Origin of the sequence: Candidatus Amarolinea dominans (assembly GCF_016704685.1) — a bacterium.
GTDB classification, from domain to species: Bacteria; Chloroflexota; Anaerolineae; order SSC4; family Amarolineaceae; genus Amarolinea; species Amarolinea dominans.
In genome coordinates, this window is sequence record NZ_JADIZS010000023.1 from 30521 (window position 1) to 57258 (window position 26738).

The 26738-nt window shown below is 61.6% G+C and carries 18 protein-coding genes; 6 read left to right on the forward strand and 12 right to left on the reverse strand.

Features of this window, described 5'->3' with window-relative positions:
- Nucleotides 1–15: 15 nt before the first annotated feature.
- The 6 genes from IPF85_RS16190 (at nt 16) to IPF85_RS16215 (ending at nt 8204) form a co-directional block, all read left to right on the forward strand.
- Nucleotides 16–2016 carry a methyl-accepting chemotaxis protein gene (locus tag IPF85_RS16190; protein ID WP_343409114.1) on the forward strand — a complete coding sequence of 667 codons (2001 nt, stop codon included), beginning with the start codon at nt 16–18 and terminating at the stop codon, nt 2014–2016.
- 160 nt (nt 2017–2176) lie between these two features.
- The gene (locus tag IPF85_RS16195; protein WP_343409115.1) at nt 2177–4516 is read left to right on the forward strand and encodes a hybrid sensor histidine kinase/response regulator; all 2340 of its coding nucleotides are present in this window, start codon (nt 2177–2179) and stop codon (nt 4514–4516) included.
- Nucleotides 4517–4530: 14 nt separating this feature from the next.
- Nucleotides 4531–5601, forward strand: coding sequence for a chemotaxis-specific protein-glutamate methyltransferase CheB (cheB, locus tag IPF85_RS16200; RefSeq protein WP_343409116.1), 1071 nt, complete (start codon nt 4531–4533; stop codon nt 5599–5601).
- 142 nt (nt 5602–5743) lie between these two features.
- Nucleotides 5744–7513, forward strand: coding sequence for a formate--tetrahydrofolate ligase (locus IPF85_RS16205; protein WP_343409117.1), 1770 nt, complete (start codon nt 5744–5746; stop codon nt 7511–7513).
- A 294-nt stretch (nt 7514–7807) separates the two neighbouring features.
- Entirely contained in the window at nt 7808–8038 is a 231-nt protein-coding gene (locus IPF85_RS16210) for a DUF433 domain-containing protein (RefSeq protein ID WP_343409221.1), read from the forward strand.
- Nucleotides 8031–8204, forward strand: coding sequence for a DUF5615 family PIN-like protein (locus tag IPF85_RS16215; protein ID WP_343409118.1), 174 nt, complete (start codon nt 8031–8033; stop codon nt 8202–8204). Before IPF85_RS16210 ends, IPF85_RS16215 begins: the two co-directional genes overlap by 8 nt.
- Before the next feature lie 226 nt (nt 8205–8430).
- Here IPF85_RS16215 and IPF85_RS16220 read toward each other — a convergent pair whose 3' ends face one another.
- From IPF85_RS16220 to IPF85_RS16275, 12 genes are all read right to left on the reverse strand, one after another.
- Nucleotides 8431–11196: a valine--tRNA ligase gene (locus IPF85_RS16220; RefSeq protein ID WP_343409119.1), complete on the reverse strand. Its 2766-nt coding sequence runs from the start codon at nt 11194–11196 to the stop codon at nt 8431–8433.
- Between the two features lie 198 nt (nt 11197–11394).
- Entirely contained in the window at nt 11395–11985 is a 591-nt protein-coding gene (locus IPF85_RS16225; protein ID WP_343409120.1) for a VTT domain-containing protein, read from the reverse strand.
- A gap of 68 nt (nt 11986–12053) precedes the next feature.
- Nucleotides 12054–13352: a peptidylprolyl isomerase gene (locus IPF85_RS16230; RefSeq protein ID WP_343409121.1), complete on the reverse strand. Its 1299-nt coding sequence runs from the start codon at nt 13350–13352 to the stop codon at nt 12054–12056.
- 110 nt (nt 13353–13462) lie between these two features.
- The gene (locus tag IPF85_RS16235; protein WP_343409122.1) at nt 13463–14479 is read right to left on the reverse strand and encodes an MraY family glycosyltransferase; all 1017 of its coding nucleotides are present in this window, start codon (nt 14477–14479) and stop codon (nt 13463–13465) included.
- Nucleotides 14476–16077 (reverse strand): tetratricopeptide repeat protein, encoded by a 1602-nt coding sequence (locus tag IPF85_RS16240; RefSeq protein WP_343409123.1) that lies wholly within the window; start codon nt 16075–16077, stop codon nt 14476–14478. Before IPF85_RS16240 ends, IPF85_RS16235 begins: the two co-directional genes overlap by 4 nt.
- Nucleotides 16028–17806, reverse strand: a complete 1779-nt coding sequence (locus IPF85_RS16245) for an O-antigen ligase family protein (RefSeq protein ID WP_343409124.1) — start codon at nt 17804–17806, stop codon at nt 16028–16030. The genes IPF85_RS16240 and IPF85_RS16245 overlap by 50 nt, the downstream gene beginning before the upstream one ends.
- 114 nt (nt 17807–17920) lie before the next feature.
- Complete coding sequence (locus tag IPF85_RS16250; protein ID WP_343409125.1) at nt 17921–19030, reverse strand: glycosyltransferase; 1110 nt, start codon at nt 19028–19030, stop codon at nt 17921–17923.
- Nucleotides 19031–19048: 18 nt separating this feature from the next.
- On the reverse strand, nt 19049–20281 hold the full coding sequence (locus IPF85_RS16255) for an AAA family ATPase (RefSeq protein ID WP_343409222.1): 1233 nt from the start codon (nt 20279–20281) through the stop codon (nt 19049–19051).
- A 166-nt stretch (nt 20282–20447) separates the two neighbouring features.
- A complete protein-coding gene (locus tag IPF85_RS16260; protein ID WP_343409126.1) occupies nt 20448–20639 on the reverse strand; it encodes a hypothetical protein in 192 nt (63 codons plus the stop codon).
- Nucleotides 20633–21664, reverse strand: coding sequence for a hypothetical protein (locus IPF85_RS16265; protein WP_343409127.1), 1032 nt, complete (start codon nt 21662–21664; stop codon nt 20633–20635). The genes IPF85_RS16260 and IPF85_RS16265 overlap by 7 nt, the downstream gene beginning before the upstream one ends.
- Nucleotides 21661–24867, reverse strand: coding sequence for an AAA family ATPase (locus tag IPF85_RS16270; RefSeq protein WP_343409128.1), 3207 nt, complete (start codon nt 24865–24867; stop codon nt 21661–21663). The genes IPF85_RS16265 and IPF85_RS16270 overlap by 4 nt, the downstream gene beginning before the upstream one ends.
- A 346-nt stretch (nt 24868–25213) precedes the next feature.
- Nucleotides 25214–26641 (reverse strand): RNA-binding domain-containing protein, encoded by a 1428-nt coding sequence (locus IPF85_RS16275; protein WP_343409129.1) that lies wholly within the window; start codon nt 26639–26641, stop codon nt 25214–25216.
- Nucleotides 26642–26738: the final 97 nt, after the last annotated feature.

The window sequence follows — 26738 nt, forward strand, 5'->3', positions numbered from 1 at the left end:
AGGGAGGAGATAGTCATGTTTTCCTGGTACAAGAACACCAAATTGATGGTCAAACTGGTGACTGCGTTCCTCGGCCTGGCGATAGGGGTTGGTAGTCTGGTTGGCCTCACCAGCTATTTCAGCGTGGAAGAAATCAACAAGGTCATTGATGATCTGGCAGTCCGGCGGATACCAACGGTCAAACAGGCCACCGTCGTTGAGCGCAGCACGCTGCGCTCCCTTGTGGAGACGAAGAACTATCTCCTCTCGCTGCATGACGCGTCTCTCGACCAGGCAGCGGCATCAAGCGCGGTCAAGGACAATCTTGATCAGGCTCTTGCGGCGCTGAACAGCGTAGACACCCTGGTGCAAACCTATGATGACCATGACCTGAACAAGCCCGTCACGGCCGCGCGCGAATCGCTGAACGAATATCAGGGTTTGTATGACGACACCCTCGCAACCGTGACTGCAGCCGAGAAGGCGCGAGCCGGCATGGTCGAATTGGCCGACAGCCTGGTGGATGAAACCATCACCTTCTTCGATGGGGTGGTGGCCGGTACCGGATCCAATTCGAAAGAGACGCTCACGATCATCGGTGATGTCTGGCAAACCATCACCGACATGCGCGTGCGCGCCCTGCAGTATGTCAATTCGCGCAATGCGGCCGACCTGGCGGCAGTAGAGGACGCCATCATCAGCCTGGGTAAGTTATACGATAGCCTGGAGGAAGGCGCGACTTCGGCCGCGGACCGCCAGCAGGTGACGCGCCTCCGTTCAGTCACTGAAGACTATCGTCGCATGGTTCGAGAGCTTGCCACAAACAGCGACAAGTTGACCACGCTGCTCGGCAGTTTGGATAGCGCAGCCGAGGAGGTGCAGTTGCGGGTGCGTGAGGTACAGGATGCCGGTTGGGTGCAGATTGACGAAGGGCAACAGATGACCGACGACCTGGCGCACCGCTCGATGAACACGACCGTGATCGTTGTGAGCATAGCCATCCTACTCGGCATGATCGCGGGTGTACTAATTGCGCGCTCGATTGTCCATGCCCTCGACGCCTCCGTACAGTTTGCGCGTCGAGTGGCGCAGGGCGACCTGACCGCCCGGCTGAAAGTCGCCGGCAGTGATGAGTTGGGCGTCCTGGCAGCCACCCTCAATGACATGGCGGGCAACCTGGCGGAGATGTCCAGCCAGGTGGGCGCGGGCGCACACAGCATGGGGGCGGCCAGCACCGAGATCCTGGCGTCGGTCAGCCAGCACACCGCCAGCGCCAATGAGCAGATGGCCGCGGTCAACCAAACGGGCGCAACCGTCAACGAGGTGCGCGCCACCGCAGAGCAGACGGCGCAGCGCGCCGAAGATGTCGCAGCCCTGGCGCAGATGTCGGTGCATGTCGGGCAAGATGGCAGCGCGGCCGTGGCCGCAATTCTGAAGGGCATGTTGGAGATCAAAGCGCGGGTCGAGACCATCGCCCAGGACATTCTGGCCCTGTCCGAGCAGACCCAACAGATTGGCGAAATCACCGCAACCGTCAATGACCTGGCCGATCAATCCAACATCCTGGCGCTGAACGCGGCCATCGAAGCGGCCAAGGCGGGCGAACAGGGCAAGGGCTTTGCCGTGGTGGCGACGGAAGTGCGGAACCTGGCCGATCAGTCGAAACAGGCGACGGCCAAAGTGCGCATCATTTTGGGAGACATTCAGAAAGCCACCAACGCGGCGGTGATGGCTACGGAGCAGGGCACGCGCGGGGTGGAAAGCGGCATGACGTTGGCTCAACGCGCCGGCGAGGTGATCGGGCAGTTGGCCGACAACATTCGCAACGCGGCGCAGGCCGCGCAGCAGATCGCCGCATCCGCACATCAGCAGAGCGCGGCCATGGATCAGATTGCCCAGGCCATGAAGGAAATCAACCAGGCAACCATGCAATCAGTGGCAGGCGCGCGCCAATCGCAGGCTGCAGCCGAAGGATTGACCAGTCTGGCCCGCCAGTTACAGTCAATGACCAGCCGCTTTCAGGTCAGCGCCGGTTGAGCGCACCCGCCTGCGCAGGCGCCTGCCAGGCCGGGGAATGCACCAGGCCCTCACCAAATCCCACCGGGGTGAGGGCGCCTGGGCCACGTTGATTTGCAGGCACACGGGTGAGCCATCGAAGGTTCCCCGCTGATCCAGGACACGCGAGAGGAAAACGCCCATGCCGCTGCCCGCCGATTTCATGCAGCAGTTACTTGCCACCTTTACCCAGGAGGCGCGCGAGCATCTGCAGACTATCGTTCGTCTCCTGTTGGTTGTGGAGCGTCGCCAGGACCCCGCCGCGGACGCCCAGACCTGGGCAGACATCTTTCGCGCCGCGCACAGCCTCAAAGGCGCGGCGCAAGCCGTCAGCCAGGAACGCATCGGCACGCTGGCCCATCACCTGGAAACGCTGTTTGGCCGGGTCAAGAATCGGGATGTGCAACCGACTCCCACGCTGTTCGACCTGAGCTACCAGGCGCTCGACGCGGCGGGCTTGTTGTTGGATGAGGTCGTCAATGGCACGCCTGCGCCTGTCAACCTGATGGACCTGTTCACGCGCATCGAGACGCTGGCGCTGCAGCCGGCGCCGGTCGCACGCTCAGCGGGGGTAGGGACGCCTGGGCCGTTGCTCGAACCGGCCGCACCCTCCAGCGCAGCACCGGAAACGAACCCGCCAGTCATTGCGCCAGCCGCCGAAGTAGCCGCCGGTAGTGTCATACGTGATGACACCGTGCGCGTGGCCGTCTCCAAGCTCGACACCCTGTTGAACGAAGTGGGCGAGTTGCAGGCGGCGCGCCTCGGCACGGAACAGCGGCTGGCCGAGCTGACGCAAGTCCTGCAGGAGATCGAGGTCTGGGAGAATGACTGGCGCAAGCAGCGGTCCCAAATCATGGCCGCTGTGCGTAGATGCCTGCACGAAGAAGGAGAGGCTCAGCAGATCACCACACAGGCAGCCACGCGCGTCAATGCCTATCTGGAGCGGCAGGAGGCGCATCTGCACCGCACCGCTTCCGGCCTGCGCGACGTGCGCCGGCGCTTGCAGGCTGACAATCGCCGCATGACCCAAGTGGTGGACAGCCTGGAGGAGGATGTGCGCCGCACGCGCATGTTGCCGGTTGAGGCGGTTCTCAGCCTGTTCCCGCGCATGGTGCGAGACCTGGCCCGCGCGATGCAGAAACAGGTCACGCTGGTGATCGAAGGCGCTGACACCGAAGTGGATCGCTCCGTGCTCGAGCAGATCAAAGACCCGCTGACCCACCTGCTGCGCAACGCCATAGACCATGGCCTCGAACGGCCAGAGCAGCGCCAGGCGGCCGGTAAGCCGGTGGAAGGCGTGATTCGCATGGTGGCTGCCCAGCGCGGGAACAGGCTCGTGATTTCTGTCGCCGATGACGGTCGCGGGATTGACCTGGCGGCCGTACGCGGCGGTGCTGTGCGCCACGGCCTGATGACCGCCGACGAAGCAGCCGCCCTGGATGATCGCGAGGCCCTGGCGCTCATCTTTCGTTCTGGCTTCTCCACCACCACCCGCGTCAGCGACCTGTCAGGGCGGGGCGTGGGGCTGGATGTGGTGCGGGAAAATGTGGAGCGCCTCGGTGGCATGGTGGAGGTAGAGAGTCAGATGGGCGCCGGGACATGCTTCGAGCTGCAACTGCCGCTGACCCTGGCGACGACCCTGTGCCTGTTGGTGCAATGCCGTGAGCAGACGTTTGCCATCCCCGTCGCCAATGTTGCGCGCGTCGTGCGCAGTGCCAGCGATCAGATTGCGCAGGTGGCGGGGCGCCAGGCCCTGGTGGTAGATGGGCGGCCGCTGGCCTTGCACCACCTGGCAGACATCCTCGGTCTGCCAGGCGCAGCCGCAACGCCCAGCAACGGCGCGCCGCGGCGCCTGGCCATTATCGTCCTGGGGATTGCCGAGCGCCGCCTGGGGTTTCAAGTTGACAGCCTGATGGGTGTACAAGAGGTTGTGACCAAGAGCCTGCCCAAACCGCTGCTGCGCGTGCGCCATGTGGCTGGCGTAACCATTCTTGGCACCGGAGAAATCGTCGTCGTGCTGAATGTGACCGACCTGGTACGCGACGGCATACGCGCCACGGCGCCGGCGCCGACCCCGGGCGCGACCGGGCGTGCGTCCCAGGTCAACCCGCGGCCAGAGGCGCCGCTGATCGTCGTGGCCGATGATTCGTTCACCACGCGTACTTTGGAAAAGAATATCCTGGAAGCGGCGGGCTATCGGGTACGCGTGGCGGCCGATGGGATGGAAGCATGGACGCTGCTGCAGAGTGAGCATGCCGACCTGTTGGTGTCTGACATCAACATGCCACGCATGGACGGCTTCGAGTTGGTGACGCGCGTGCGTCAGGACGAGCGGTTCAAACATCTACCGGCCATCCTGATTACATCGCTCGATTCACGCGAGGATCGTGAGCGCGGTATCCAGGCGGGCGCCGATGCGTATTTCATCAAGAGTGCTTTCAATGAGGAGAGCCTGTTGGCAGCCATTCGACGGCTGCTTTGAGCAGGCAAACACCGATGATCAGGATTTTAATTGTTGACGACTCTGCGACGATCCGCACGCTCCTGAAAGCCATTTTCGAGAGCGATCCTGAGATGCTCGTGGTCGGCATGGCCAGCAACGGCGTCGAAGCAGCCGCACAGACCGCCCTGCTCAAACCAGACGTGATCACGATGGACATTCTGATGCCTGTCATGAACGGCTTCGAAGCCACGCGGCGCATCATGGCAGAAAATCCAACGCCGATTGTCGTCGTCACCAGTCACGTAGATTCGGTGGAACTCAACACCACATTCAATGCCATCAAGGCCGGCGCGCTGGACGTGATCGCGAAGCCCGTGGGGCAAGCGTACCATGAATTCGAACCTATGCGCAGCCGCCTCATTGACACGGTCAAGCTGATGGCCGGGGTCAAAGTGGTGCGGCGTCGCTCCGTGTTGCCATCATCTGGAACCGCACCTGTGCAGCACAACGGTCAGCCCATCGCGCCTGGCGCTCACCCCGGTGTAGCGGTGATCGTCATTGGCGCTTCGACCGGCGGGCCAGCCGCTCTCAACACCCTCTTCAAGATGCTGCCGTCCAGTCTGCCGGCGCCCGTCGTCGTGGTGCAACACATGACGATCGGCTTCACCGAGGGCCTGGTATCCTGGCTGCGCCAGGAGAGTCACCTGCCGATTGTGCTTGCCACGCACAATCAGCGCGTGCGGCCAGGCGAAATCTACTTTGCGCCTGACGACCAGCACCTGGAATTTGCGGCCCGTGATGTCATGGGCCTCAACCGCGGGCCGCTGGTCAGCCACGTGCGCCCCTCTGTCACCCGGCTCTTCGACTCAGCGGCTCGCGTGTATGGCAGCGAGGCGATCGGCGTTCTCCTGACCGGGATGGGCGATGACGGCGCGATCGGCCTGGCCCACTTGCACGAGCAAGGTGCGCCGACGATTGCCCAGAACGAAGCCAGCGCCGTTGTTTTTGGTATGCCGAAAGTTGCGGTAGAATTGGGCGCGGCCGATTTCGTGCTTCCACTGGAGCGCATCAGCCCGACCCTGCTCTCCTTGCTTGATAAGCGGGGGGCGCGGTTGCGGCGCTGACTGATGTAGGTCATGGCAGACAATTCCCCCCATGTCGTATGATGACCTGTGCAGGAGACGTGTCATGCAGAAGCCGTAGGCTGACAAGACAACCTTTTCGCACATCACAACGCAACGACGCGAGCGTCCACGGAGGGACAGAATGCCAGTTCGAAAAGTAAAACCGGTGCCGAGCGATCTTGAGATTGCGCAGTCGGCCACCATGCTGCCCATTCTCGATATTGCCGAATCGCTGGGCTTGACGATTGATGATATTGATCTGTACGGAAAGTATAAAGCCAAAGTTCATCTCAGCGTCCTCGACGATCCACGCTTCAAGAATCGCCCCAACGGCAAATATGTGGATGTGACCGCCATTACGCCCACGCCGCTGGGCGAGGGCAAAACCACCACCACCGTCGGTCTGACGCAGGCGCTCGGCCTGTTGGGCCAGCGCGCCATTACCTGCATCCGCCAACCTTCGATGGGCCCAACCTTCGGCATCAAGGGCGGCGCCGCGGGCGGCGGCTACTCGCAGATTGTGCCGATGGAAGATTTCAACCTGCACCTGACCGGTGACATTCATGCGGTCACCGCGGCCAACAACCTGATGGCCGCGGCCATTGATGCACGCATCCTGCACGAAGATAACTACGATGATGCCAAGCTGGCGGGCATGGGGCTGCGACGCCTGGCGATTGACCCCTACGCCGTCACCTGGCAGCGCGTCCTGGACGTCAACGACCGGGCGCTGCGTGACGTGATCATCGGCTTGGGCGACAAGGCTGACGGACGCCCGCGCCAGACCGGCTTCGACATTGCGGTGGCGTCGGAGGTCATGGCGATTTTGGCCCTCACCACCAGCCTCAAGGACATGCGCCAGCGCCTGGGGCGCATGGTCATCGGCTACAGCAAGCAAGGCAAGCCGGTCACCGCGGAAGAATTGGGCGTGGCCGGCGCGATGGCCGTCATCATGAAGGACGCCATCATGCCCAACCTGATGCAGACGCTGGAAGGACAACCGGCCTTTGTCCATGCCGGGCCATTCGCCAACATTGCGCACGGCAATTCCTCCATCCTGGCCGACCAGATTGCGCTCAAGCTGGGCGATTATGTGATCACAGAGTCAGGCTTCGGCGCGGACATCGGCATGGAGAAGTTCATGGACATCAAGTGCCGCACCTCCGGCCTGCGTCCCACCTGCGTCGTGCTGGTCGCCACCATCCGCGCGCTGAAGATGCATGGCGGCGGGCCAAAGGTGGTGGCCGGACGCCCGCTGGACAAGGCCTACACCGACGAGAACCTGCCGCTGCTGACGAAGGGCGTGGCTAATATGCAGCGCTGCATCGAAATTGCGCGGCTGTACGGCGTACCGGTGGTGGTGGCGGTCAATCGCTTCACCTATGACACGGCCGCGGAGGTCGAGATGGTCGAGCGGACTGCGCAGGAGGCCGGCGCGGTCGCCGCGGTCATGAGCAATCACTGGGCCGAAGGTGGCGAAGGCGCGCAAGAACTGGCGCAGGCAGTCATCGAAGCGTGCAACCATTCCAATCCGGAGGACTTCCGCTTCCTCTATCCATTGGAGATGACGCTCAAGCAGAAGATCGAAACGATTGCGACCAAAGTCTACGGTGCGCAGGACGTGGCCTATGAACCAAAGGCTGAGCAGCAGTTGAAAGCCTACGAAGAGGCCGGCTTCGGCAATCTGCCGATCTGCATGGCCAAGACGCACCTGTCGTTGTCGCACGAGCCGACCTGGAAGGGCGTGCCGAAGGATTACACCCTGCCGATCCGCGAAGTGCGCGCCTCTGTCGGCGCCGGCTTCATCTATCCACTGTGCGGCGAGATGCGCACCATGCCCGGTTTGCCCTCCAAGCCCGCATTCATGAACGTGGACCTGGACGAACAGGGCCGCGTGGTGGGTCTGTTCTAACACCCGTAACAGCCCTCACAGGTTTCGACTAACCTGTGAGGGCTGTTTCCGTATGGGTTCCCTCCTTGCTTGAGTTAGTTGCTTGTGCTAGAATCCAATCGAACGGAGTTGATCTTGCTGGAACAACTCCCGAATTCGATGCGCGGGAGCTTTGCCATGTCTGAACTAGTCGCCGATGTTCAGTCGGTCGTGGGTCGTCTGGGTGCCCTGGAAAACGAGTTGCGCCAACTGCGCAACCTGGTGTCATCGCAGTGGCGGCCGACGACGCCTGCGACCTCTGTTGACCATCCGTATGTGACGCGAGTGGAGAACATCCTGAGCGGTGAGCCGATCATCGAAGGGACGCGCACGCCTGTACGTGCGATCGTCGAGTACTGGAAATTCGGTGATGCGCCAGAAGAAATCGCCCGCAAGCTGCCGCACCTGCGTTTGGCGCAGGTCTTCGACGCGCTAGGTTACTATGACGACCACCGGAGCGAGATCGAGCGTGCGATTGCGTTGAACCGGATGCCAGCCGATGACTGAGCGCAGCGACCCGGAGTTGCAGGCGCTTTACTTGCGTCTTTACTTCGACGAAGATGTGTCGGCCAGCATCGTTGAAAACCTTCGCCAGCGTGGTTTTGATGTGCTGAGCGCCCGCGACGCCAGCCGCCTTCACCTGGACGATGACACCCAACTTCGATACACCTGACCCTTCGTGTTTTTCGGTAACTGCTGGGTCTGCCTGGAATTCAGACAGGATTCACAGGATTGACAGGATATTCGAGCTCTCGTGCCGATAGTTTTGCACACCACAGAGCAAGAATCCTGTACATCCTGTTCATCCTGTCCAAATCTGCCTGCAGGGTGAGCAGTTACGTTTTTCGTCTGGTTTCATCGTTCCGCTCTGACCACGTCGTCCGGCCAGGAGGCCGGACCTACGAGGCCCAGGCTGCGAGGCGGGCGGTGAGGCTGGCCTGCTGCTGCTGTAATTCGGCCAGGCGGGCGCGCTCACGCGCCACCACGTCGGCCGGGGCGCGGCTGACAAAGCCGCTGTTCGCCAGGGTACGCTCCACACGCTCGACATTGACCATCACCTGTTCCAACTCCGCCTGCAGGCGCGCCCGTTCGGCGCCCAGGTCAACCAGGCCCGCCAACGGCAGGTAGCAGGTGATGCCGCCGGCCACCAGGGTGACGGCCTGCGCGGGGACGGGTAGAGTGGGCGCAATCACCAACGTGTCGGCCTGCAAGCGCGCCAGGTTGACTAACACGTCGCGCTGCGCGCTGAACAGTTCGTTGAACTCGCCGGCGGCCAGGAGCGCGGTGACGCGCCGGCCCGGCTCCACCCCGGCCTCGGCCCGCGCGTTGCGGATGGCGCGCACCACCTCTTGCAAGTGCGCAAAGTGATCGGCGGCCGCGGCATCCATCTGCGCCGGGTCGGCCTGCGGCCACGCCTGCACGATCAGCGCAGGAGGCCAGGCCGTCAGCCCAAAGGCCGGTTGCTGCAGGCTGAAGGTGCGCAGATGCTGCCAAATCTCCTCGGTGACGAAGGGAATGAAGGGGTGCAGCAGGCGCAGGGCGTTTTCCAGCACATCCAGCAGGGTGCGCCCGGCGCTGAGCGCGGTCGCGGGATCGTTCAGTTCATTCTTGGCGATCTCGATGTACCAGTCGCAGTAGTCGCCCCACAGGAAATCGTAGGCCTGACGCCCGGCCTCGCCATATTGGTACGATTCAAAAAGGCGCGTTGCCTCGGCAACCACCATCTGCAGGCGGCCACGAATCCAGCGCTGCGCCAGCGTGGTTTGCGGCGCGACGGACAGCGCGCTGGCGGGAAGGCGTTCCAGGTTACTGAGCACAAAGCGGGCCGCGTTCCAGATCTTGTTGGCAAAGTTGCGGTTGCCACGCACGCGCTCGATGCTCAGGTTCATGTCGTTGCCGGGCGAGGAGGCGGTCAGCAGGGTGAAGCGCAAGGCGTCGGTGCCCATCTCATCCATCACTTCGATGGGATCAATCACGTTGCCGAAGGTCTTGGACATTTTGCGGCCGATCTCATCGCGCACCAAGCCGTGCAGATAGACCGTGGTGAAGGGCACTTCGTTGGTCAACAGCAGGCCCATCATCATCATGCGCGCCACCCAGAAGAACAGGATGTCATACCCGGTCTCCAGCACCGCGGTGGGATAGAAACGGCGCAGGTCATCGGTGTCCGCGGGCCAGCCCAGGGTGCTGAAGGGCCACAGGCCGGAGCTGAACCAGGTGTCGAGCACATCCTCGTCCTGCGTCAGGTCAACCGGGTAGCCGTAGTGGCGACGGGCGAGCGCGGCCGCGCCCTGCGCATCACGCGCACAGAATGGCTGCCCGTCCGGGCCATACCAGATGGGAATGCGATGCCCCCACCAAAGCTGGCGGCTGATGCACCAGGGGCGCAGGTTCTCCATCCAGTGGTAGAAGACCTTGTTGAAGCGCTCCGGCACAATCTGGATGCGGCCGCTGCGCACCGCGGCCAGGCTCAACTCGGCCATGGCCCTGGTGTTGACAAACCACTGTTTGCTGACCAGCGGCTCGATCACCTCACCGCCGCGCTGCGAGCGGGGCACCTGCATGGTGTAGGGTTCGGCCTTGATCGTCAGCCCCGCGGCTTGCATGTCGGCCCACAGGCGTTTGCGGCACTCGAACCGGTCCAGGCCGGCATAAGGGCCGCCATTCTCGTTGAGGGTCGCATCCCTGTTCATGACATTGATGATCTGCAAGCCGTGGCGTTGGCCGATGCTGAAGTCGTTCACATCATGGCCGGGAGTGATCTTGAGCGCGCCGGTGCCGAATTCGCGATCCACGTAGGTGTCATGAATCACGGGGATGGTGCGCTTGAGCATGGGCACCAGGCAGGTGGCGCCGATCAGGTGGCGGTAACGTTCATCCTCTGGATGCACGGCCACCGCGCTGTCGCCCAAAATAGTCTCCGGCCGCGTGGTGGCGACGGGGATGTAACCGATGCCAGGGCCGTCGTCCAGGTGCGCGTCGGCAATAGGGTACTTGAAGTAGTAGAGCGTACCCTGTTCTTCGCTGTACTCCACCTCGACATCTGACACCGCGGTCTGCAAGCCCGGCGACCAGTTGACCAGGTATTCGGCCTGGTAGATCAGGCCCATGCGGTAGAGGCGGACGAAGGCTTCGCGCACGGCCGCGTTGAGTCCCTCATCCATGGTGAAGCGTTCACGTTCCCAGTCGCAACTGGCGCCCAGGCGGCGCAGTTGACCGGTGATGCGACCGTGGTATTTGGCTTTCCAGTCCCAACAGGCCTGCACGAAGCGCTGGCGGCCGATTTCCTGACGACTCGTGCCTTCGCTGCGCAGTTTGCGCTCCACCTGCAATTGGGTGGCAATACCGGCATGGTCGGTGCCAGGGACCCACAAGGCCGCCTTGCCAGACATGCGGGCATAGCGGATCATCAGGTCTTCCAGGGTGACAAAGAGGGCATGGCCCTGGTGCAGTTCACCGGTCACATTGGGTGGTGGAATTGAAATCACAAACGGTTCGCCGTCGGGCTGGGGCGCGTTTTCAGGCTTGAACCAGCCGCTGCTCTCCCACCAGGCATAGAGGCGTTCTTCGGTGGCCTTGAAATCGTAGGTCTTGGGTAATGAAGAGGGAAATGAGGGAAATGAAGAAAATGAAGAAAATGAGAAATCGGGCGCTTCGCTCGTCATACGTCCTTCTTCCTAATCGAACAGATTAATTGCCACGTTTGCCGTTGCAGCACAGATTGAACCCTATTGTGCGCGCTTGGGCGCCGGCCAGGGTGACATTCTGACCACAAACCAGGGGCAAAAGGCCTTCTGCGGCCACAGTGCGGCCATTTTAGCACCGTCGCACCACCTGGTCAAGCACCCCAGCAGTTCCCACTTTCAGCGCAGCCACTGGGTGACAGCGCCCCAGGCGCCGGCGCCGGCCAGGGCCACCAGGATGGTCTTGATCGTCTTGCCCAGCCAGCAGGCGATGAAGAAACGTAGAACTGAAAACTTCAACATACCTGCGGCGATGCCCGCCAGGTCGAAAAACGGATTGGGGATCACCGAGAGTATGAAGATGACCCATACGCCATAGCGACGCTCCAGGCGCTCCAATTGGGCATAGCGTGCGCGGTCCTCGATGACGGCGCTGCCGCTGTAGCCGGCCAGGTAGCCGACCAACTCGCCCAGCGCCTCGCCCAACCCGGCCGCGAGGCCGACCAGCACAGGATTGAGTGAACTGCCGAGGGCAAAGACAACGGCCAGACTAGGCGCCGGGAGGACGATGGTGGCGCTGGCGAGCACACTGATGAGGAAGACACCGGGGTAGCCATAGGCGCCGATCTGTGCGATGCGATCACGCAGGGCGAAGATGGTGATGCTGATTGCCAGAGCCAGCAGCAGCGCCAGCACGCGCGGCGTCCAGCGTCGCCAACGCGAGGGCGCCGCAGCCGCATCGCCGTGCGGAGGCTGGTTGCCGGCTGTCATAGTGACTCCCCAATTCTTGAAAGAAACCCGGTTCCTGGGAGAAACCGGGTTTCTTTGGTTGCGATCCTTTACTTCTCAGTAATCTCGATCATGACGATCTTGTCTTCCATCGTCAGCGCGATCGCGACATCGGTGCCTTTGGTGATCCTACCCATCACGCTGAACTGACCGTCATACTCCGGCAGGTCGCCCAGGGCAAAGTAGAACTGACTGCCGCTTGAGCCTTTCTTGTCAGCCAGGTAGTAAAGACCCATGACACCCAGGGTGTGCGTGACCGTGGTGGATGCCTCCAGCGGGAGGGTGTAGCCCACATCACTGGCCGGTTGGCCGGCCGGCGAACCGGTGAGCACGAACGCGCCCGGCTGCGTGAAGTTGATCGGGAATTCGTCGTAGTAGCCCAGTTTGGACAGCAGCACGAAGCTGTTGACGCTCTGCGGGGCGCTGTCGGCAAACAGTTCAACCTCGATGTCGCCCTTGGAGGTCTTGATGGTGGCGCTGTACTTCTTGGCCTTGTCAATCAGCAGGGCGGGCGCTGAGTTGTACAGCTTCTCGCGGTCGGCCACGGCCTTCTTGGCTAACGGGCGCCCGTTCTCCATGACCGGTGGGTAGGGCGTGGGGGTGGCGGTGGGCGGCGGCAGCAGGCTGACCGCGCCCTCGCTGATCTCCACGGTCACCAGGGCATCGCCCGGGGTGGCGGCATCCTGCTGCGGGTCGCGCAGCGTGAGCGATTTGACCACATCCATGCCTTCGACGACCTTGCCGAAGATCGTGTGCGCGCCGTTGAGCCAGGGGGTTGCCGCGGTGGTGATGAAGAACTGGCTGCCGTTGGTGTTGGGGCCGGCGTTGGCCATGGCCAGATAGCCGGCCTCATCGAACTGCTTGGAGATGTCAATCTCGTCTTCGAATTGATAGCCGGGGCCACCGGTGCCGGCGCCGGTGGGATCGCCGCCCTGCGCCATGAAGTCCGCGATCACACGATGGAAGGTGGTGTCATCGTAGAAGCCCTCTTTGGACAGAAAGACGAAGTTGTTGACCGTGATGGGCGCGGTCTTGGCGAACAGTTCAACCTTGATATCGCCCTTGGCCGTCTTGAAGGTGGCAAAGTAGAGCTTGGTGGGATCAATGGTCATGGCCGGGGCCACAGTCCACTGCTGGGACGGAACCGGCGGGACCGCAGGCGTGCCGCCATCCACCGGTGGCAGCACCGGAGTCAGCGGCGCGGGCTGGGTCGCAATGGCGGGGCCGGTCGGGGTCGCGACCGTGATGTCAGGCGCTGGAACTCCGCTGCATGCGGCTAGTAGAACGGCCAACAGGACGCCAACCAGGGTTAGCGACAGGGCGGTCTGCATACGACGATGAATCTGCATGAACTAACTTCTCCTTGAAAATCTCAGGCGCCGCGGCGCCTGTCTGCGGAAACTCAACCAGGCGCGGCGCTTCGAAGGCGCCGCACGCGGTTTTGATGTGAATGGGCGCCTTAGGGCGCCGGTGGGTCGCTGACCGGCACCTGTTCCAGGCGCCAAAGCGCCCACAGACAGATGCCAAGCACAGCCAGGGCCACAGCATAGGCTTCGGCGACCGCCGCCTGCGTGAGGAAGATGGCGATCAGGCCGAAGGCGCCGGCCAACAGATAACAGGTCAACACCGCCTCCCGCCGTGAGCCGTGCATCAGCCGCACCAGGCGATGGGAGATGTGATCCTTGCCGGGCGTGGTCAACGGGTTGAGGCCGCGCCGCAGGCGTGAGACGAAGACCAGCGTGGTGTCAAAGATGGGCAGTCCCAACACCAGCACCGGAACCATCCAGGTGACAAAAACAACATTGCTGGGGAAACGCAGCTTGATGGCGGTTGCGGCCAGGACGAAGCCCAGGAAAAGGCTGCCGCTATCGCCCATGAAGATGCTGGCCGGGTTGAAGTTGTAGCGCAGAAAGCCGATGCACGCGCCCAAGAGCGCGGCGGCCAGCGCGCCAACCAGGTACTGGCGGCTCAGGCTGGCCAGCACCATGAAGAACGCGGCCGCGATGGCCGCCAGGCCGCCGGACAGCCCGTCCATGTTGTCGAGCAGGTTCATGGCGTTGGTGATACCAACCACCCAAACGACGGTCAGGGCGATGTCCAGGCCGTCGCCAGGGAAGACGTCGGCGGTCACACCAGAGAGCACCAGGATCAACGCGGCCACCACCTGGCCGCCCAGTTTGATGAGCGGGCGCAGCCCGCGGCTGTCATCCACCAGGCCCAGGAAAGAGACGAACGACGCGCCGATGAAGATGCCGATGACCTGGTTGACATAGAAGAGGTCGCCGAGGAAGAGCAACGCCAGCACAAACGCGATGTAGATGGCGACACCGCCCAGGAGCGGCGTCGGTTTGACATGGACCTTGCGGGCGTTGGGCTGGTCCAGCACGCCAAACTGATGCGCCATGCGCCGAGCGACGGGGGTGATGCCCAGGGCCAGAACCAGGGCCGCGGCCACGATCAAAATTTCACGCGTCATTGGGGTAACTGCGCCTGTAACTGTTGCACGAGGGCCTGCAATGCCGGCTTGTCGGCATCGGGCGCGTATTTCAACGCCTCCTGCGCCGCGGCCAGGGCCAGTTGAATCTGATTGGTCTGCTGGTAAAGGATGGCCAGATTGCGCCAACTGGCGGCGTCACCCGGGGAGAGCTGCGTCACCTTCTGATTGGCGCTGATGGCTTCGGTGAGATTGCCCTGCTGCGCGTAGATGTAGCCGAGCGCGCTCCAGGCCAGCGCCTGGCCCGGGCTGAGCTTGAGGGTCTGCTGGTAGGCTTCGATCGCCTTTGCGTTGTCGCCGCGTGAGCGGTAGACGTCGCCCAGGAAGAGGTAGGTCTGCGGGTAGATTTGATCCAGTTCCAGCGAGCGGCTGAGTGCAATCAGGGCATCTTCGAAGTAGTCATCGGCGACCTCCGGCTGCTGCTGATCGCGCGCGAGGTTGGCGAGCAGGAAATAGACCAGTCCCTTCTCGTTGAACAGATGGGCCGCGTTGGGGCTGAGTCGCGTGGCGGCCTGGTAGTAGGTGAGCGCGGTCTGCCAATCCCTTTCGCGCTCGGTCGTGCTGGTTTGCAGCTCCCCGCGCGAGCGATAGAAGCGCGCCAGATTGGCGGTATGATCGGTGTTGAGCGGGTTCAGCGTCTGCGCGCGCGTCAGCACGCTGAGCGCGTCGTCCAGCCAGCGCTGCCGTTCCGTGGCATCGGTGTCCACTTTGGCCTGCTCCAGGGCAGAGCGGCCCAGGAAGAGGTAGTAGTAATCTTCATCGGGTGCGATGGCAAGCGCCTTCCGATAGAGAAAGATAGCGCCCTGCCATTGCCCCACGCCATCGTAAGCCTGGCCTTGCTTGTAATAGGTGTCTGCGCGCACCAGGCCAATGTTGACCGTGCTGACGAACGTGATCACGATCACGCCGATCAGCGCGGCGCTGAAGCCGGTCACCAGGCCGCGGCTGGTCCAGGTCAGCAAGCGCCGGCTGCTGCTGCGCCAGAGTGCCCAACCCAGGATCAGAATGACGACGAAGGCCGCCACGTAGTAATCCACGATGTAGCTGGCCACGAAATCGCTCAACTGCTCCACGCTGACGCGGCTGCCCTGCAAGACGGCGCCCTGCGCCACGCGTGCGCCGTGAATCAAGCTGAAGATGAGCCACATGCCCCAGACGACGGCGCTGTAGAGACCCAGGCCGCGCAGCCACCAGGCGCCGGTTGGGGCCTTGCGTTGATTGGCGGCCACATCGCCCAGGGCAATGATCCCCGCGACGAGCCAGGTGAAGAGGTGCAGCCACCAGATGCCCAGGCTGACCGCGGGCTGACCGTTGCGATTTTTGAAGAACAGGGCGTTCAAGATGACATCGAAGGCGTTCGTGTCGCGCCCCTGGTTGGCCATGAAGTTCCAGATGAGGGTGACAAAGACGATGGCCGCCAGGAAGGCATAGGGCAGCAGGTGGTCAATCCAGGAGGTGGTTACGCCGCTGCGCGCTGCGGGTGAGCGGGCGCCGGGCAGTTCACGCGTCAGCGAGGCGCCGCTGCGCCGCTTACGCGGGGTCGCGGCCGTGCGCATGGGCGCCGCAGACGGAGAAGGCATGTTGAGACGACGGCATGGCGGCCGCGGCAGACGTCGCCTCGACCGGTTCCTCGTCCGAAAGGTCGAGCCAGCCCAGGCCGGTGACGAGCAGGACGGCGGTCAACGTCCAGAAGTAGGTGCGCGTGGCGGCGATGGCGATGCCGAAGTGGATTTCGACAAAGTGCGCGGCGATGGCCGAGAGGATGGCGAGCAGCAGGAGCGCCCGGCTGCCGGTCATCTGCAAGGTGAAGTCGCTGCGAAACGCGCTGATGGTCAGGTAGACGATGAAGCCAAGAATCAAGCCTGCCGGGATGGCTACCCCCAGATAGCGCAGATCGCCCAGGGCCAGCCAGGGAATGAGCGCGCCGCCGAGGCCGCCGAGCAGGGTCAGGGCCAGGAAGAGGATGGCATCCTGACGATTGCGCACCCAGCCCAGCCAGCGCAGGGTCCAGTAGAAGATGCTGCCGAAGAGGACGACATAGGCGATGAAGCCCCAGGCGCCGGTGATGATGAGGGCGTCGAAGGTTTCATTGTGCGAACGATCGGGCGAGGCGTTGCGCGCCTCGTAGTGCGCCAGGTCGGGCGGGTAGAAGGGGTTGTAAGCCACCCACATCGCCTCCGGGCCGTAACCGAAGATGGGGCGCAGGGCGTTGAGCGGATCGGGCGTGCCATCGGGGTAGGTGACGGCCGCGTGGGGCAGGATCATCTGGCTGGCGCCTTCCCAGATCAGGACGCGCACCTTGCCGGTGCCTTCTTCGGTTTCAAAGATCTGGCCCAGGCGGCCCACGTAGGGAACGCTGCGCAGGGCGGCCAGCGGCGAGTTGGGCAGGTTGAAGCTGATGAGGAATGCCACGCCCGCGACGGCCAGACCGATCCAGCCGAGCCAGGCCCAGTGGAAGAAGCCGGCGCCGCGTCGCGTCGCGCGGCTGCGCAGCGCGATCAAGCCCAAGAGCACGAAGATGTAGATGCCGGCAAACCAACCGAGCCAGGGGCCACGACTCTGCGAGAAGATGATGGCGACGCTTTGCACGACCAGCACGAACACATACGAGCCGACGAGCAGCGCATCGGCAATCTCCCCACCCTGTTCGGCCAGCAGGCGCCCGGCCGAGCGCAGAAAGCGCTCCAGGGTGACGAAGAACGCGATGATCAGGTAGGCTGCGATGAAGATGGCGTTGCCCATGTTGCCGGCCACGCGCAGCTTGACATCGCCGCCCCAGGGCAGCGGATCGAGACTGTAGTGCTGCAGGATGCCGTAGAGCGCCACGGGCAGCGAAGCGATGACGATGGCGTGCAGCAAGCGGTTGAGCTGCACACGCGAGCGCAGATGAGTCAGCGTCAGGAAGAAAATGACGATGTAGGAGAAGGTCGAGTAGGTGCCCTGCATGCGCTGATAGCTGCCCCAGAAGCTGATGCGCGGGGCCACCGACAGGGCGGTGCTGATGAGGTAGGCGCTGACAAGCAACAGGGCGGGGATGATGAGGGGCGTCTCGCGAATCTGACGCCACAGATTGCCGCGCGGGGTCTGGGTGGCTGAGGCTGGCAGGGGAGCGGCCGCGCCGCCGCCGTCAATCAGCTTGATGAGCCAGGCGCCGATCATGACGAGGGCGATGGAGCGCAGCAGGCTGATCTTGTCAGGCTCGAAGACGCGGCTGGAGTAGACATTGAAGAAGACCGGCACGATGATGAGGGCGGCCAGCCAGCCGGCCTCGATGATCGCTTCGCACAAGCGGCTGATTTTCGACGACATGAAAATTCCTGTGGTGTGGCGTTGAGTTAGGCACTCTGCAGACGTAGCTCGAACTGACCCGGTGCCCTGACAGCCTTGACCAGGGGCGTATCTTACCCGACATAGTCCAAAAGATCAAGTAGCCAGCAATTCCCGGTAGAGGGTTTCGATGCGCGTCACCATGAGGGGCAGGCTGAATTCGGCCGCGGCGCGCTGCCGGGCGGCTGCGCTCATGGCCTGCAGGCGAGCGGGATCGGCCAGCAATGCACGCAGGGCCGCGGCCAGGGCCTGACTGTCGCTGGCCGCGACGACGCGGCCGGTCACGCCATCCTGGTTGACATACGAGGTGCCGGTGCCGACTTCGGTGCTGAGGATGGGGGTGCCGCTGGCAAGCGCTTCGAGCTGCACAACGCCGAAGGCTTCGCTGCGCGCGCAGGCCGGCAGGACAAAGAGATCGGCCGCGGCGTAGTATGCGGGCAGATCGGCGTCGCTGATGTCGCCCAGGAAGTGGACGCGGTCGGCCAGATGCAGGCCGAGGGTCTGGGCCTGCCACGGCTCGGCCATGGGGCCGGTGCCGATGATGAGCAGCCGCGCGGCGGGGACCTGGGGCAGGGCATCGAGCAGGAATTGCACGCCCTTGTAGTAGCGCAGGCGGCCGACGAAGAGCAGCAGCGGGCCAGGGAAGCGCGCCTTGAGCGCGGCCACCTGCTGCGGGTCAGGCTGCTGAAAGCGCGCCAGATCCAGACCGAGCGGGATGACGCTGACGCGGTCCCCCAGCGGCTGCAGGTAAGGCGAGCTTTGCACGTACTGAGGACTGGTGGCAATCAAGCGGTCAGCGCGGCGCAGCACACGGCGCAGGAGCGGATCGTAGAGGCGCAGGATGCCGGCCTGGCGCACGACATCGCTGTGGTAGGTGATGACGGTGCGGCGGCCGCGGCCGAGCAGGTAGTTGCTCACCTCGCCCAGGGGATAGGGGAAATGCAGGTGGGCCACATCGGGCTGTTCACGGCGCAGGAGCCAGGGAAAGGCCAGGCTGAGCGGCGTGGAGGCGATGTTCGCCAGGCGCGCCGCGCGAATCACGCGCACCCCGTTTTCCCAGCGCACGCTCGTGCGGCGATCGAGGCTGGTGACGAGCACGCCCACCCGGTGCCCAGCCGCCGCCTGCGCCTCCGCCAGCCACCTGATATGATTCTCCATCCCGCCGAGGACCGGGAAGTAGTCTTTGTAGAGGTGAAGGATGTTCACATGACCCCTCTGGCGCACTCATGGCCCAGCATTGGTGAGCGGGTCTCCCAATCCAAAGCGCCCCTCCAGCCATAGGTGACCGAGAGAAGCTCCTGCCTTCATGAAATCCGGTATCCCAGGAATGTCAGCAGCGCGCACGACTTGGGTATAGCCGTGTTCATCACGATAAAGCACGCGCACTTCCTCGGGACGTATGCTGTTGAGGAAGAAGGGTGAGTGTGTCGTCACAAGCAGTTGGGTGCGCTCACTGGCGGCCCGACATTCCTCGGCCAATTCCGGCAAAAGGCGCGGGTGCAGGTAGTTCTCCGGTTCCTCAATGCCAATGAACTGCGGCGGTTCGGGGTCATACAGCACCACGAGGTACGACAGCATCTTGAGGGTGCCATCCGAGGTGAAACGCGAGAGCACCGGCTGCTCAAACGGAGCATCTTTGATCTGCAACAGTAACCTGCCGTCCGGCATCAGCTCGGCGTCGACACGCTCCAGGCGTGGCACGCGTTGGCGCAACTGCGCAAAGATTCGTTCCAGGCGATTGGGGTGCTGTTCCTTCAAATACTGAATGACGTTGGCGAGGTTATCTCCGGTGCGTGAAAGCCGCTCATGCGGGCCAGCCTCCGGCTGACCACGCGTCTCTTCGATGGAGAGATAGGACACATACCAATCGGTGATGAATTCACGCAATGCAGCCACCCGCGGGTGCTCGGCAAACTGACCTAACGTGTTGACGGCGATGAGATCCGGCGAGCGCAAGGGGATTTCAACGCGCCGGTCCTCGATATCCGGCATCTCACCGCTGACTGCGCGCCCCTGACCTTCTCGATATTCCATGAAGCGAAACGGCTTACCCGTAGACCCGCGCCGCCACTGCAGCCACTCTTCTTTGACCAGCGGCCCTCTGCCCCCTTCGTCAATAGCCAGGTGATAGGTGATCACCGGGAGCGTTGGCCGCTCCCGATATTTTAGTTCGAAGACGATTGGGCCGACGCCGCCACGCGTCTTCAACTCCCTGGCCTTGCCCCGCCGATCCCAGGCGTGACGCAGCCCATACTGAAAACACTCCGCCAAGAAGCTAAAGACGTCGAAAACGGTGGACTTGCCGCTGCCGTTGGGGCCGAGCAGCACGGTCAACGGCGTCAATTCCTTCAGTTCTACCGTCTTCAGCGCCCGATAGTTTTCCACGCGCACGTATTCGATACGGGCCGGGCTACGCGCCGGCACGATGGCCTGGACAAGGCGATTGGGTTGTTGCATAAGAACCTCTATCTGGGTCGCGTAATCGAAGGCTGCATCCTGCAGCAGTTGTTTGACACACATGTGGTTTCTTCCATTGTACTGATTCTCCGATGTTTTGTCAGCTTCATCAACCAATCTCGCCACCGCCATCCGCTGAGCAGGTCTTGCAGACGGCTTTTGTTCATCAAATCCCTTCCGCAAACTGCAAAGCAAACTGCTGGCAGCGTTCCTTGAACGTGTCCAGACTGCCATGCAGGGCCAAGGACTGTGCGCGCAAGACGATGCCTTTGAAGTCAGCACGGTGATTGATGGTGTGGTCGTCGGCGTAGATTAAGATGCCGCGAGGCAGGCCCAGGGTGTGGCAGTAGGTTACCATCTGATTACGGTCTGCCTCCTCGGGCTTGCCCTGGAAGGTCTTGTACTTGGTATCCAACACCAGATAGGGGCGGCCATCCCGTCGAAGCACGATGTCGGGAATGCCCTTCTCCTGGCGGTCCATGTCCAACCAGATATCGGGCTGGATTTCCACCTGGATGGCCGGATCGTCGGCAAAATGGCCGGCCAAAAAGCAAGCACAAACAACTCAAAAACCTTGTTCATGTCCAACAGATAGGCGGCGAACTGGGTCGATCCGGCCTGCCCTTCCAGAGAGAGGTGCTGCATCAACAGGCGAGCCAGGTTGATGCGTGGACGATAGGCGGCGTTCAGGCGCGTGTAGACCAAACGATCACAGTCGGCCGACGCGATGGGCGCAGGGCTGACCTCGGCAAAGGCTGATGCCACTCGGCGAATCTGCTGACGCAGGCCCGGCTCCCGGTATTCCAGCCGGGCGAGCAACCCCAGGGTATAGCGCAGGATACGATTCTCCAGCACGTCGGCCGTGAACTCGCTGATCCGTTGGTAGAAGCGCTGCATATGCAGGGCGTTGCGCTGGAGATGGTCGGCCAGCAGCAGTCGTCCGCGAAGATAGGGCTGGTTCTCCTCTTCGGTGACGTAGGCGCGGTAGATGCCCCGTCGCACGAGCTGCTCCACCTGGCGCAGGAAGATGACCACGATGAACTCGAAGATATTCTCGCTAGACGCCAGCGCCACGGCCTCTCGACGAAAGTCGGCCAGATCGTATGCATAGGTCAACATGTAGAAAAGATTTTGCAGGTTGACTTTTGGCTCGATGTGGATGCGCAGATCGTCCAGCACGATGATGCCTACGTACTGTTTGGCCGATAATTCCCAGGTCTGCAGCTGCCAGTTCCAACCCATGGTTAGCTGACGAGCAAACCGTTCACTCAACGCTGTGGCTTGCTCAACGCTCAAGTTATTGCATTGGCACTTTTCGTACTCTCGCAGATAGATCGTCGCCGGTCCCTCGGCGTTGGCGGCCATGAAACGGCAGTCGCTCACGTCTCCCTCCGGATTTCCCGCATGAAGTCGCTATCCCACTCCCAATTCTTCACTCGCGCCCGCTGCTCCACATGGTACTCGGCCAGGTAAGGAAGAATGCTGTACTGCCAGATGAGCGCCAGCTTGGTTGGGGTCAGTTCTTTATCCATGAAGTAACTGAAGCCCACGGCATAGTCCGGATCATCAATCGCTTCCTGGCTCAGCCGGCGATAGAGATTGGCCAGATAGGGGATGGTGGGCAAAGGGTTCTGGACCAGCCAGCGATCCAGCAGGTCGGGATCGGCCATGAAGTGGAAGAAATGAAAGCGGCGGCGCAGGGCGAAGTCAACCAGGGCGATGGAGCGATCAGCGGTGTTCATCGTGCCGATCAGGTAGACGTTGGGCGGAATGCGGAAACGCTCACCGGAATAGGGCAGAGGCACGTCCCGCTTGCGATATTCCAGGAGCAGCATCAGCTCGCCAAAGATGCGCGGGATGTTGCCACGATTGATCTCGTCAATGATAAAAACATGGGGCTGATCTGGATTCGCCTGGGCAACCTTGCAGAAACGGCGAAAGACGCCGGCTCGCGGCGGATAGTCCACCGTGAAGCCGCCGTTGCCGGTCGGCTTGCTCTCCGGGCGAATGCCTTCGATGAAGTCTTCATAGCTGTACGCAGGATGAAACTGCACCATCTCCACCCGATCTGCAGGCGGCTGAGCCAGGCCAGTGATCCATTTGGCTAGCTCCTGGGCCACGTGGGACTTACCCGTGCCCGGCGGGCCGTAGAGAATGATCTGCTTCTTGTCCAGCAGCAGATGGTACAGATCGTCGGCCTGTTTATTTTGCAAGTAGGTACGGGCCAGGAACTTCTGAAGATCATACGATGCAGGCGGCTCGATATCCGGTTCGTCCGTGGCAAAACCAACTGCCTGCAGATAACGATGAATGGCCGGCAGTGGATCGTCGTCGGTCGCTAACAGCACGAGCGGGAAGAGCTTGGCGTACGTCTCCGTAATCCGGGTCACCAGTTCCTCTTCGGAAAGCGCCAGGAGTTGTTGGCGAGGCACGATGACAGACACATCGTTTTTGGCTTGCGCCGGGTCTTTCAAGAATTCTTCCCAGGTCAGTGGCGTCTTGATGGTGATCGCACCGTCTGCACTGACCTGGAAATCGTCGCGATCCGCAAAACGGACGAGGGTCTCCGGCAGGGCGTGACGCAGGTAGGGCAGTAACGCGGAGCCGAATGTCTGGCAATTGCGTTGAAAGCGCTGGCGCTGCGTGCTGGCATAGTCCCCGATGAAGAAGCCATACTCTAGCAGACGGTAATCTATCCACATAGAAAGCTGGGCATCCTCAGTGCGTTTACCCTCTTTGGGATAGAACGCGCCCCAGTAAAACTCCCAGGCGCCCCCCTGTCCCCAATCGTTCTTGAGAAAACGGGCAAAGATATGGCTCTCGGTTTCCATCACCGCCTTAACTGGAGCACGCAACCGTTCGGCCACTTGATGCATGACGCGCTGGAATGGTTCCTCGACGAACTTTTTGAACGCCTCCTTGTTCGCCTGGTAGTAGCCCTTGGTCGGTGTGGCGTGGATGCCTTCGAGCAATTCAAAGGTGCGTGAGGTGAAGGGGGAGCCTACAACTCCAGGCTGCGGTGGATGCGCCTCCGGTTGATCCACCAACGCATCCAATTCGTCTTTACCCTGGTCAATGACATCCTCGAATTGAGCGTCCTTGGGCGGCCACCCTTGACCGAGCAATTTGGCTCGGGCTGTGGGATCGAAAACCGCAGCGATGATGGCATCTTTCGTGTGGATGCGATACGGACAGCGTACCCAGTGGGCAAACTTTGCCTTTACATGCTGAAGGGTTGCCTCAAAAATTGGTCGAACTTCGCCATCAAACGGTCTGAGCTGCGATACTGAATACCAGTAGAGCGAAACGGGTTGTTCATCAGGCCCTTGTTTGAACTGTTCTACGCGAAGTGGCTGAAGCAGCGACTGCCCGCTGAACAACGCCAGGATAACTTCTTGCAGCGCCCCATCAGCACCGGCAAACCCAAGCAACAGCCACCAGCCATAGCTGAGGCGCAGCTGATGCTTCCCGTCTTTGTAGCGTAGATTGACAGCGATGCGTTCATCCGCCGGGTCGGTGATACCAAGTTGGTGCGCGGCAACGGCCAGGGTATCGAAGGCCGACTCCGCCTCCTCCCAACTTGCGAACATCTCGCTGAATGGCTTTGCCAGGGTACGCTGAGTATCCTTCTTCAAATCCACCTTATCAATTACATTGTAGAGCTTGTCGATCTCCAGGTTGAGGGGCAAATCTGGACGTAAATAGCCCACCTGCTGCTGATAGACCTGCTTGAACTGCTCATGGGCGGCGACAAAGGCTGCGTAATCCTTATCGTTGAAGGTATAGCCCAGATAGTGCAAGGCCGCCGTGGCGCAACCGTTGTAGAGCGGTGCAGTTTCGGCGTTGGCCCAACCGTAGAGTTCGCCCAACATGTTGTAACTGGCAAACTTGAGCGATTGATCGGCTACGGCGATCTTGTCTGCTGGCGTTCCCGGCCCATCGATCAGGGCAAGCAGAGCCTCTCGCAACACCGGAAGCGGGTTCTTGTCGGCTACCCGATTTTTCATGCGGTGGCCGCTGTTAAGCATGCCGAACAAGGCGATGACATCACCGCTGCTGAATTCGTCAGGGGTTGTGCGCAATTTCTGTAACAGTGGGGAAACCTTAGCATAGATGTGAGCCGCATGGTCCAGGTCGGCGTGATGGTGGTTGGGGTGTGCAGTATCAGTGGCTTCCTGGCGCCACCGAGCTAGCCGCTGAGCTATGTCCAGATTGGGTTCGTCGCTGAGTTCGTCGTCTGGCTTTTTGGTATCGATCTTCCCCTGCTTAATGAGTTCTTGAACGAAGGTAGATACCATCTTGGGATCCACCTGCTCGGTTGCTCGCCCTTGCTCGGTTAGTGTCCATACGCCGCGTTTGGGGTTGTCGATCAGCCCATAGTGCTTGAGGTAGGTACGCGCCCAGGCCAAACGATACTCCAACTCTGTCTGCTTCGTGTCGCCGTGGCGCAGAGCGATCTCTTCAGTTGCCAGCGGCAAAAAGGAGATAACGTGTCTGTTGATCGCCGTGATAGATTGAAAACCGCTCAGTTGGCGAAGGGCTTCCAAGATTGGCTGTAGAAGTTCTTCATAGGAGGGAACAGACATGACAGTCTCCTGTAAGATGGATGTCGTATTCGTGGTGAATCCGCCTTCGCCGTGATGGCCCCGCTCAGTTGGGTGCTCCTAATTCTACCACATCTTTGCCATGACCATCCAACATGAACAATTTATATGGTCATGGTGCTGTGAGGGCGACCGTGGCGCGCCTACGGCACCAGCCGGTACGCCGGCGACATGTGTGCCGTCAGCCAGGCGCCGTTGGCCGACAAGTAGAATTCGAGAAATTCGTGCAATTCGTGGTAAGACACTGACGCCGTAGAAATTCACACCGTGCATGGCTGTCTTTTCTCATCCAGGCGCATGGCGGGGTTGGCTTTGTCGTTGGAGAGGATCATTCGATCACCTCCCAATGGCCGCCCTTGTCCGGGCCGATGCGCCGGATGCGCCCTTGTGCTTTCAGCTTCTCGATCTGTTTCTTGATAGCCCGATCCTTGACGCCTACGTTCTCAACAAGTTGTGCAATGGTGATTGTCGGGTCAACCCGCATGAGTTCGATGATTTTCTGTGCACTTTTCTGTGCACTTTTCTGTGCACTTTTCTGTGCACTTCTTGTTTCGACCGCACTTTTCTGTGAACTAATCTCGAGTTCAACCAAACCAATATCCTCCTTTCGGTGAACCGTAGCGGTGAACAAGCACCCATCTCGATCATCGGTGAAATCAATCTCCGGCCAGTCTTCCAGCGCTCGTTTGATCCCCGAACCGAGTCCCCGGTAGGGCAGCAGCCCTTTGGCGATGTACGACACCAGGATCGGGTTGCGGATGATGGAATTGCCCGTGCGGATTTTCGCCACCGTCAGGTTGTTGGGCAGGTGGCCGGGGCTGATGATCTCGATGCGGTTGTCGAAGATGAACAGCCGGATGGGCGCGTTGATGAAGTAGTCGCGGTGCGCCAGGGCATTGACCAGCAGTTCCTCGAAGACAGAAGCTGGAATTTCCGGCGTCCCCAGCGCATTGACCCCCCGCCCGGCCTGCACCTTGCGCAGATTGCGCATGACAAAGGCCAGGGCCCCGGTAAACTGCTGGGGCAACGGCCCGACGAAATCCTCGCTGTCCAGGTAATCGCTGACGTGAATCGCGTTGCCAGGGTAGCGGATGGCCTTGACGATGAACTGCGGTTTGATCCACTCCGGCCGCTCGGCGAAGAGCAGCACCCCGGCCAGGTTGAGCATGCCGCTGTCGGTGGCCAGGTTCATGTTTTGCAGCAGCGTCAGCCGCTCCTCGGCCGCGTCGGGAAACTCCTGCTTGTAGAAATCGCGCAAGAAGTCGCGGAAGCGCAGCCGGTCCAGTTTGTCAATGCCGGCCTTGGTGGGCAACTCGTCAGCGTGAAACTGATCCACGCTCTGAAACAGGCGGCGCAGTTCCTCTTTGGAGTTGATGCGGCGCTTGTCTGCGCCGCTCTTCAACCAGATGACGCCGTTACGGTCGAAGTAGGGCTTGTCAATCCCCTTCGGCACGGTGAGTACAATCACCAGCCGGTTGCTGTCGAGCTCCAGGTTCTCCGTCAGCACTGTGATCGGGCTGCGAATGTGCTGGGAGGCTGTATTACTGATCAACTGGTTGATGCGCGCCACATCGGCCCGGCTCAGGCCAGGCAAACTGCCGTCGTCGGCCACGCCGAGGTAAATCACGCCCCCTTCGGAGTTGGCGAAGGCCGCCATCTCGGCCGCCAGGCTGTCGGCGTTGGTCACGTCGCGCTTGAACTGGCGGCGGCTGTCCTCACCGAGGGCTGCTTGGGACTTGAGGTCGTTCAGATTCATAGCAACAGTCTCCTGACGAACCGTTCCGATCTCAGGCGCAACATTGCTGACGCAAGGTCGGGTTGGCTTTGTCGTTGGAGAGGATCATCATCTGATC

Excerpts from the sequence above, each read along its gene's own strand:
- IPF85_RS16225 (WP_343409120.1), bottom strand. The coding sequence starts at position 11,985 with ATGACAGCCGGCAACCAGCCTCCGCACGGCGATGCGGCTGCGGCGCCC.
- IPF85_RS16190 (WP_343409114.1), top strand. The coding sequence starts at position 16 with ATGTTTTCCTGGTACAAGAACACCAAATTGATGGTCAAACTGGTGACT.
- IPF85_RS16245 (WP_343409124.1), bottom strand. The coding sequence starts at position 17,806 with ATGTCGTCGAAAATCAGCCGCTTGTGCGAAGCGATCATCGAGGCCGGC.
- IPF85_RS16195 (WP_343409115.1), top strand. The coding sequence starts at position 2,177 with ATGCCGCTGCCCGCCGATTTCATGCAGCAGTTACTTGCCACCTTTACC.
- IPF85_RS16220 (WP_343409119.1), bottom strand. The coding sequence starts at position 11,196 with ATGACGAGCGAAGCGCCCGATTTCTCATTTTCTTCATTTTCTTCATTT.
- IPF85_RS16235 (WP_343409122.1), bottom strand. The coding sequence starts at position 14,479 with ATGACGCGTGAAATTTTGATCGTGGCCGCGGCCCTGGTTCTGGCCCTG.
- IPF85_RS16215 (WP_343409118.1), top strand. The coding sequence starts at position 8,031 with ATGACTGAGCGCAGCGACCCGGAGTTGCAGGCGCTTTACTTGCGTCTT.
- IPF85_RS16275 (WP_343409129.1), bottom strand. The coding sequence starts at position 26,641 with ATGAATCTGAACGACCTCAAGTCCCAAGCAGCCCTCGGTGAGGACAGC.
- IPF85_RS16205 (WP_343409117.1), top strand. The coding sequence starts at position 5,744 with ATGCCAGTTCGAAAAGTAAAACCGGTGCCGAGCGATCTTGAGATTGCG.
- IPF85_RS16270 (WP_343409128.1), bottom strand. The coding sequence starts at position 24,867 with ATGTCTGTTCCCTCCTATGAAGAACTTCTACAGCCAATCTTGGAAGCC.
- IPF85_RS16260 (WP_343409126.1), bottom strand. The coding sequence starts at position 20,639 with ATGGTAACCTACTGCCACACCCTGGGCCTGCCTCGCGGCATCTTAATC.
- cheB (WP_343409116.1), top strand. The coding sequence starts at position 4,531 with ATGATCAGGATTTTAATTGTTGACGACTCTGCGACGATCCGCACGCTC.
- IPF85_RS16255 (WP_343409222.1), bottom strand. The coding sequence starts at position 20,281 with ATGCAACAACCCAATCGCCTTGTCCAGGCCATCGTGCCGGCGCGTAGC.
- IPF85_RS16240 (WP_343409123.1), bottom strand. The coding sequence starts at position 16,077 with ATGCCTTCTCCGTCTGCGGCGCCCATGCGCACGGCCGCGACCCCGCGT.
- IPF85_RS16230 (WP_343409121.1), bottom strand. The coding sequence starts at position 13,352 with ATGCAGATTCATCGTCGTATGCAGACCGCCCTGTCGCTAACCCTGGTT.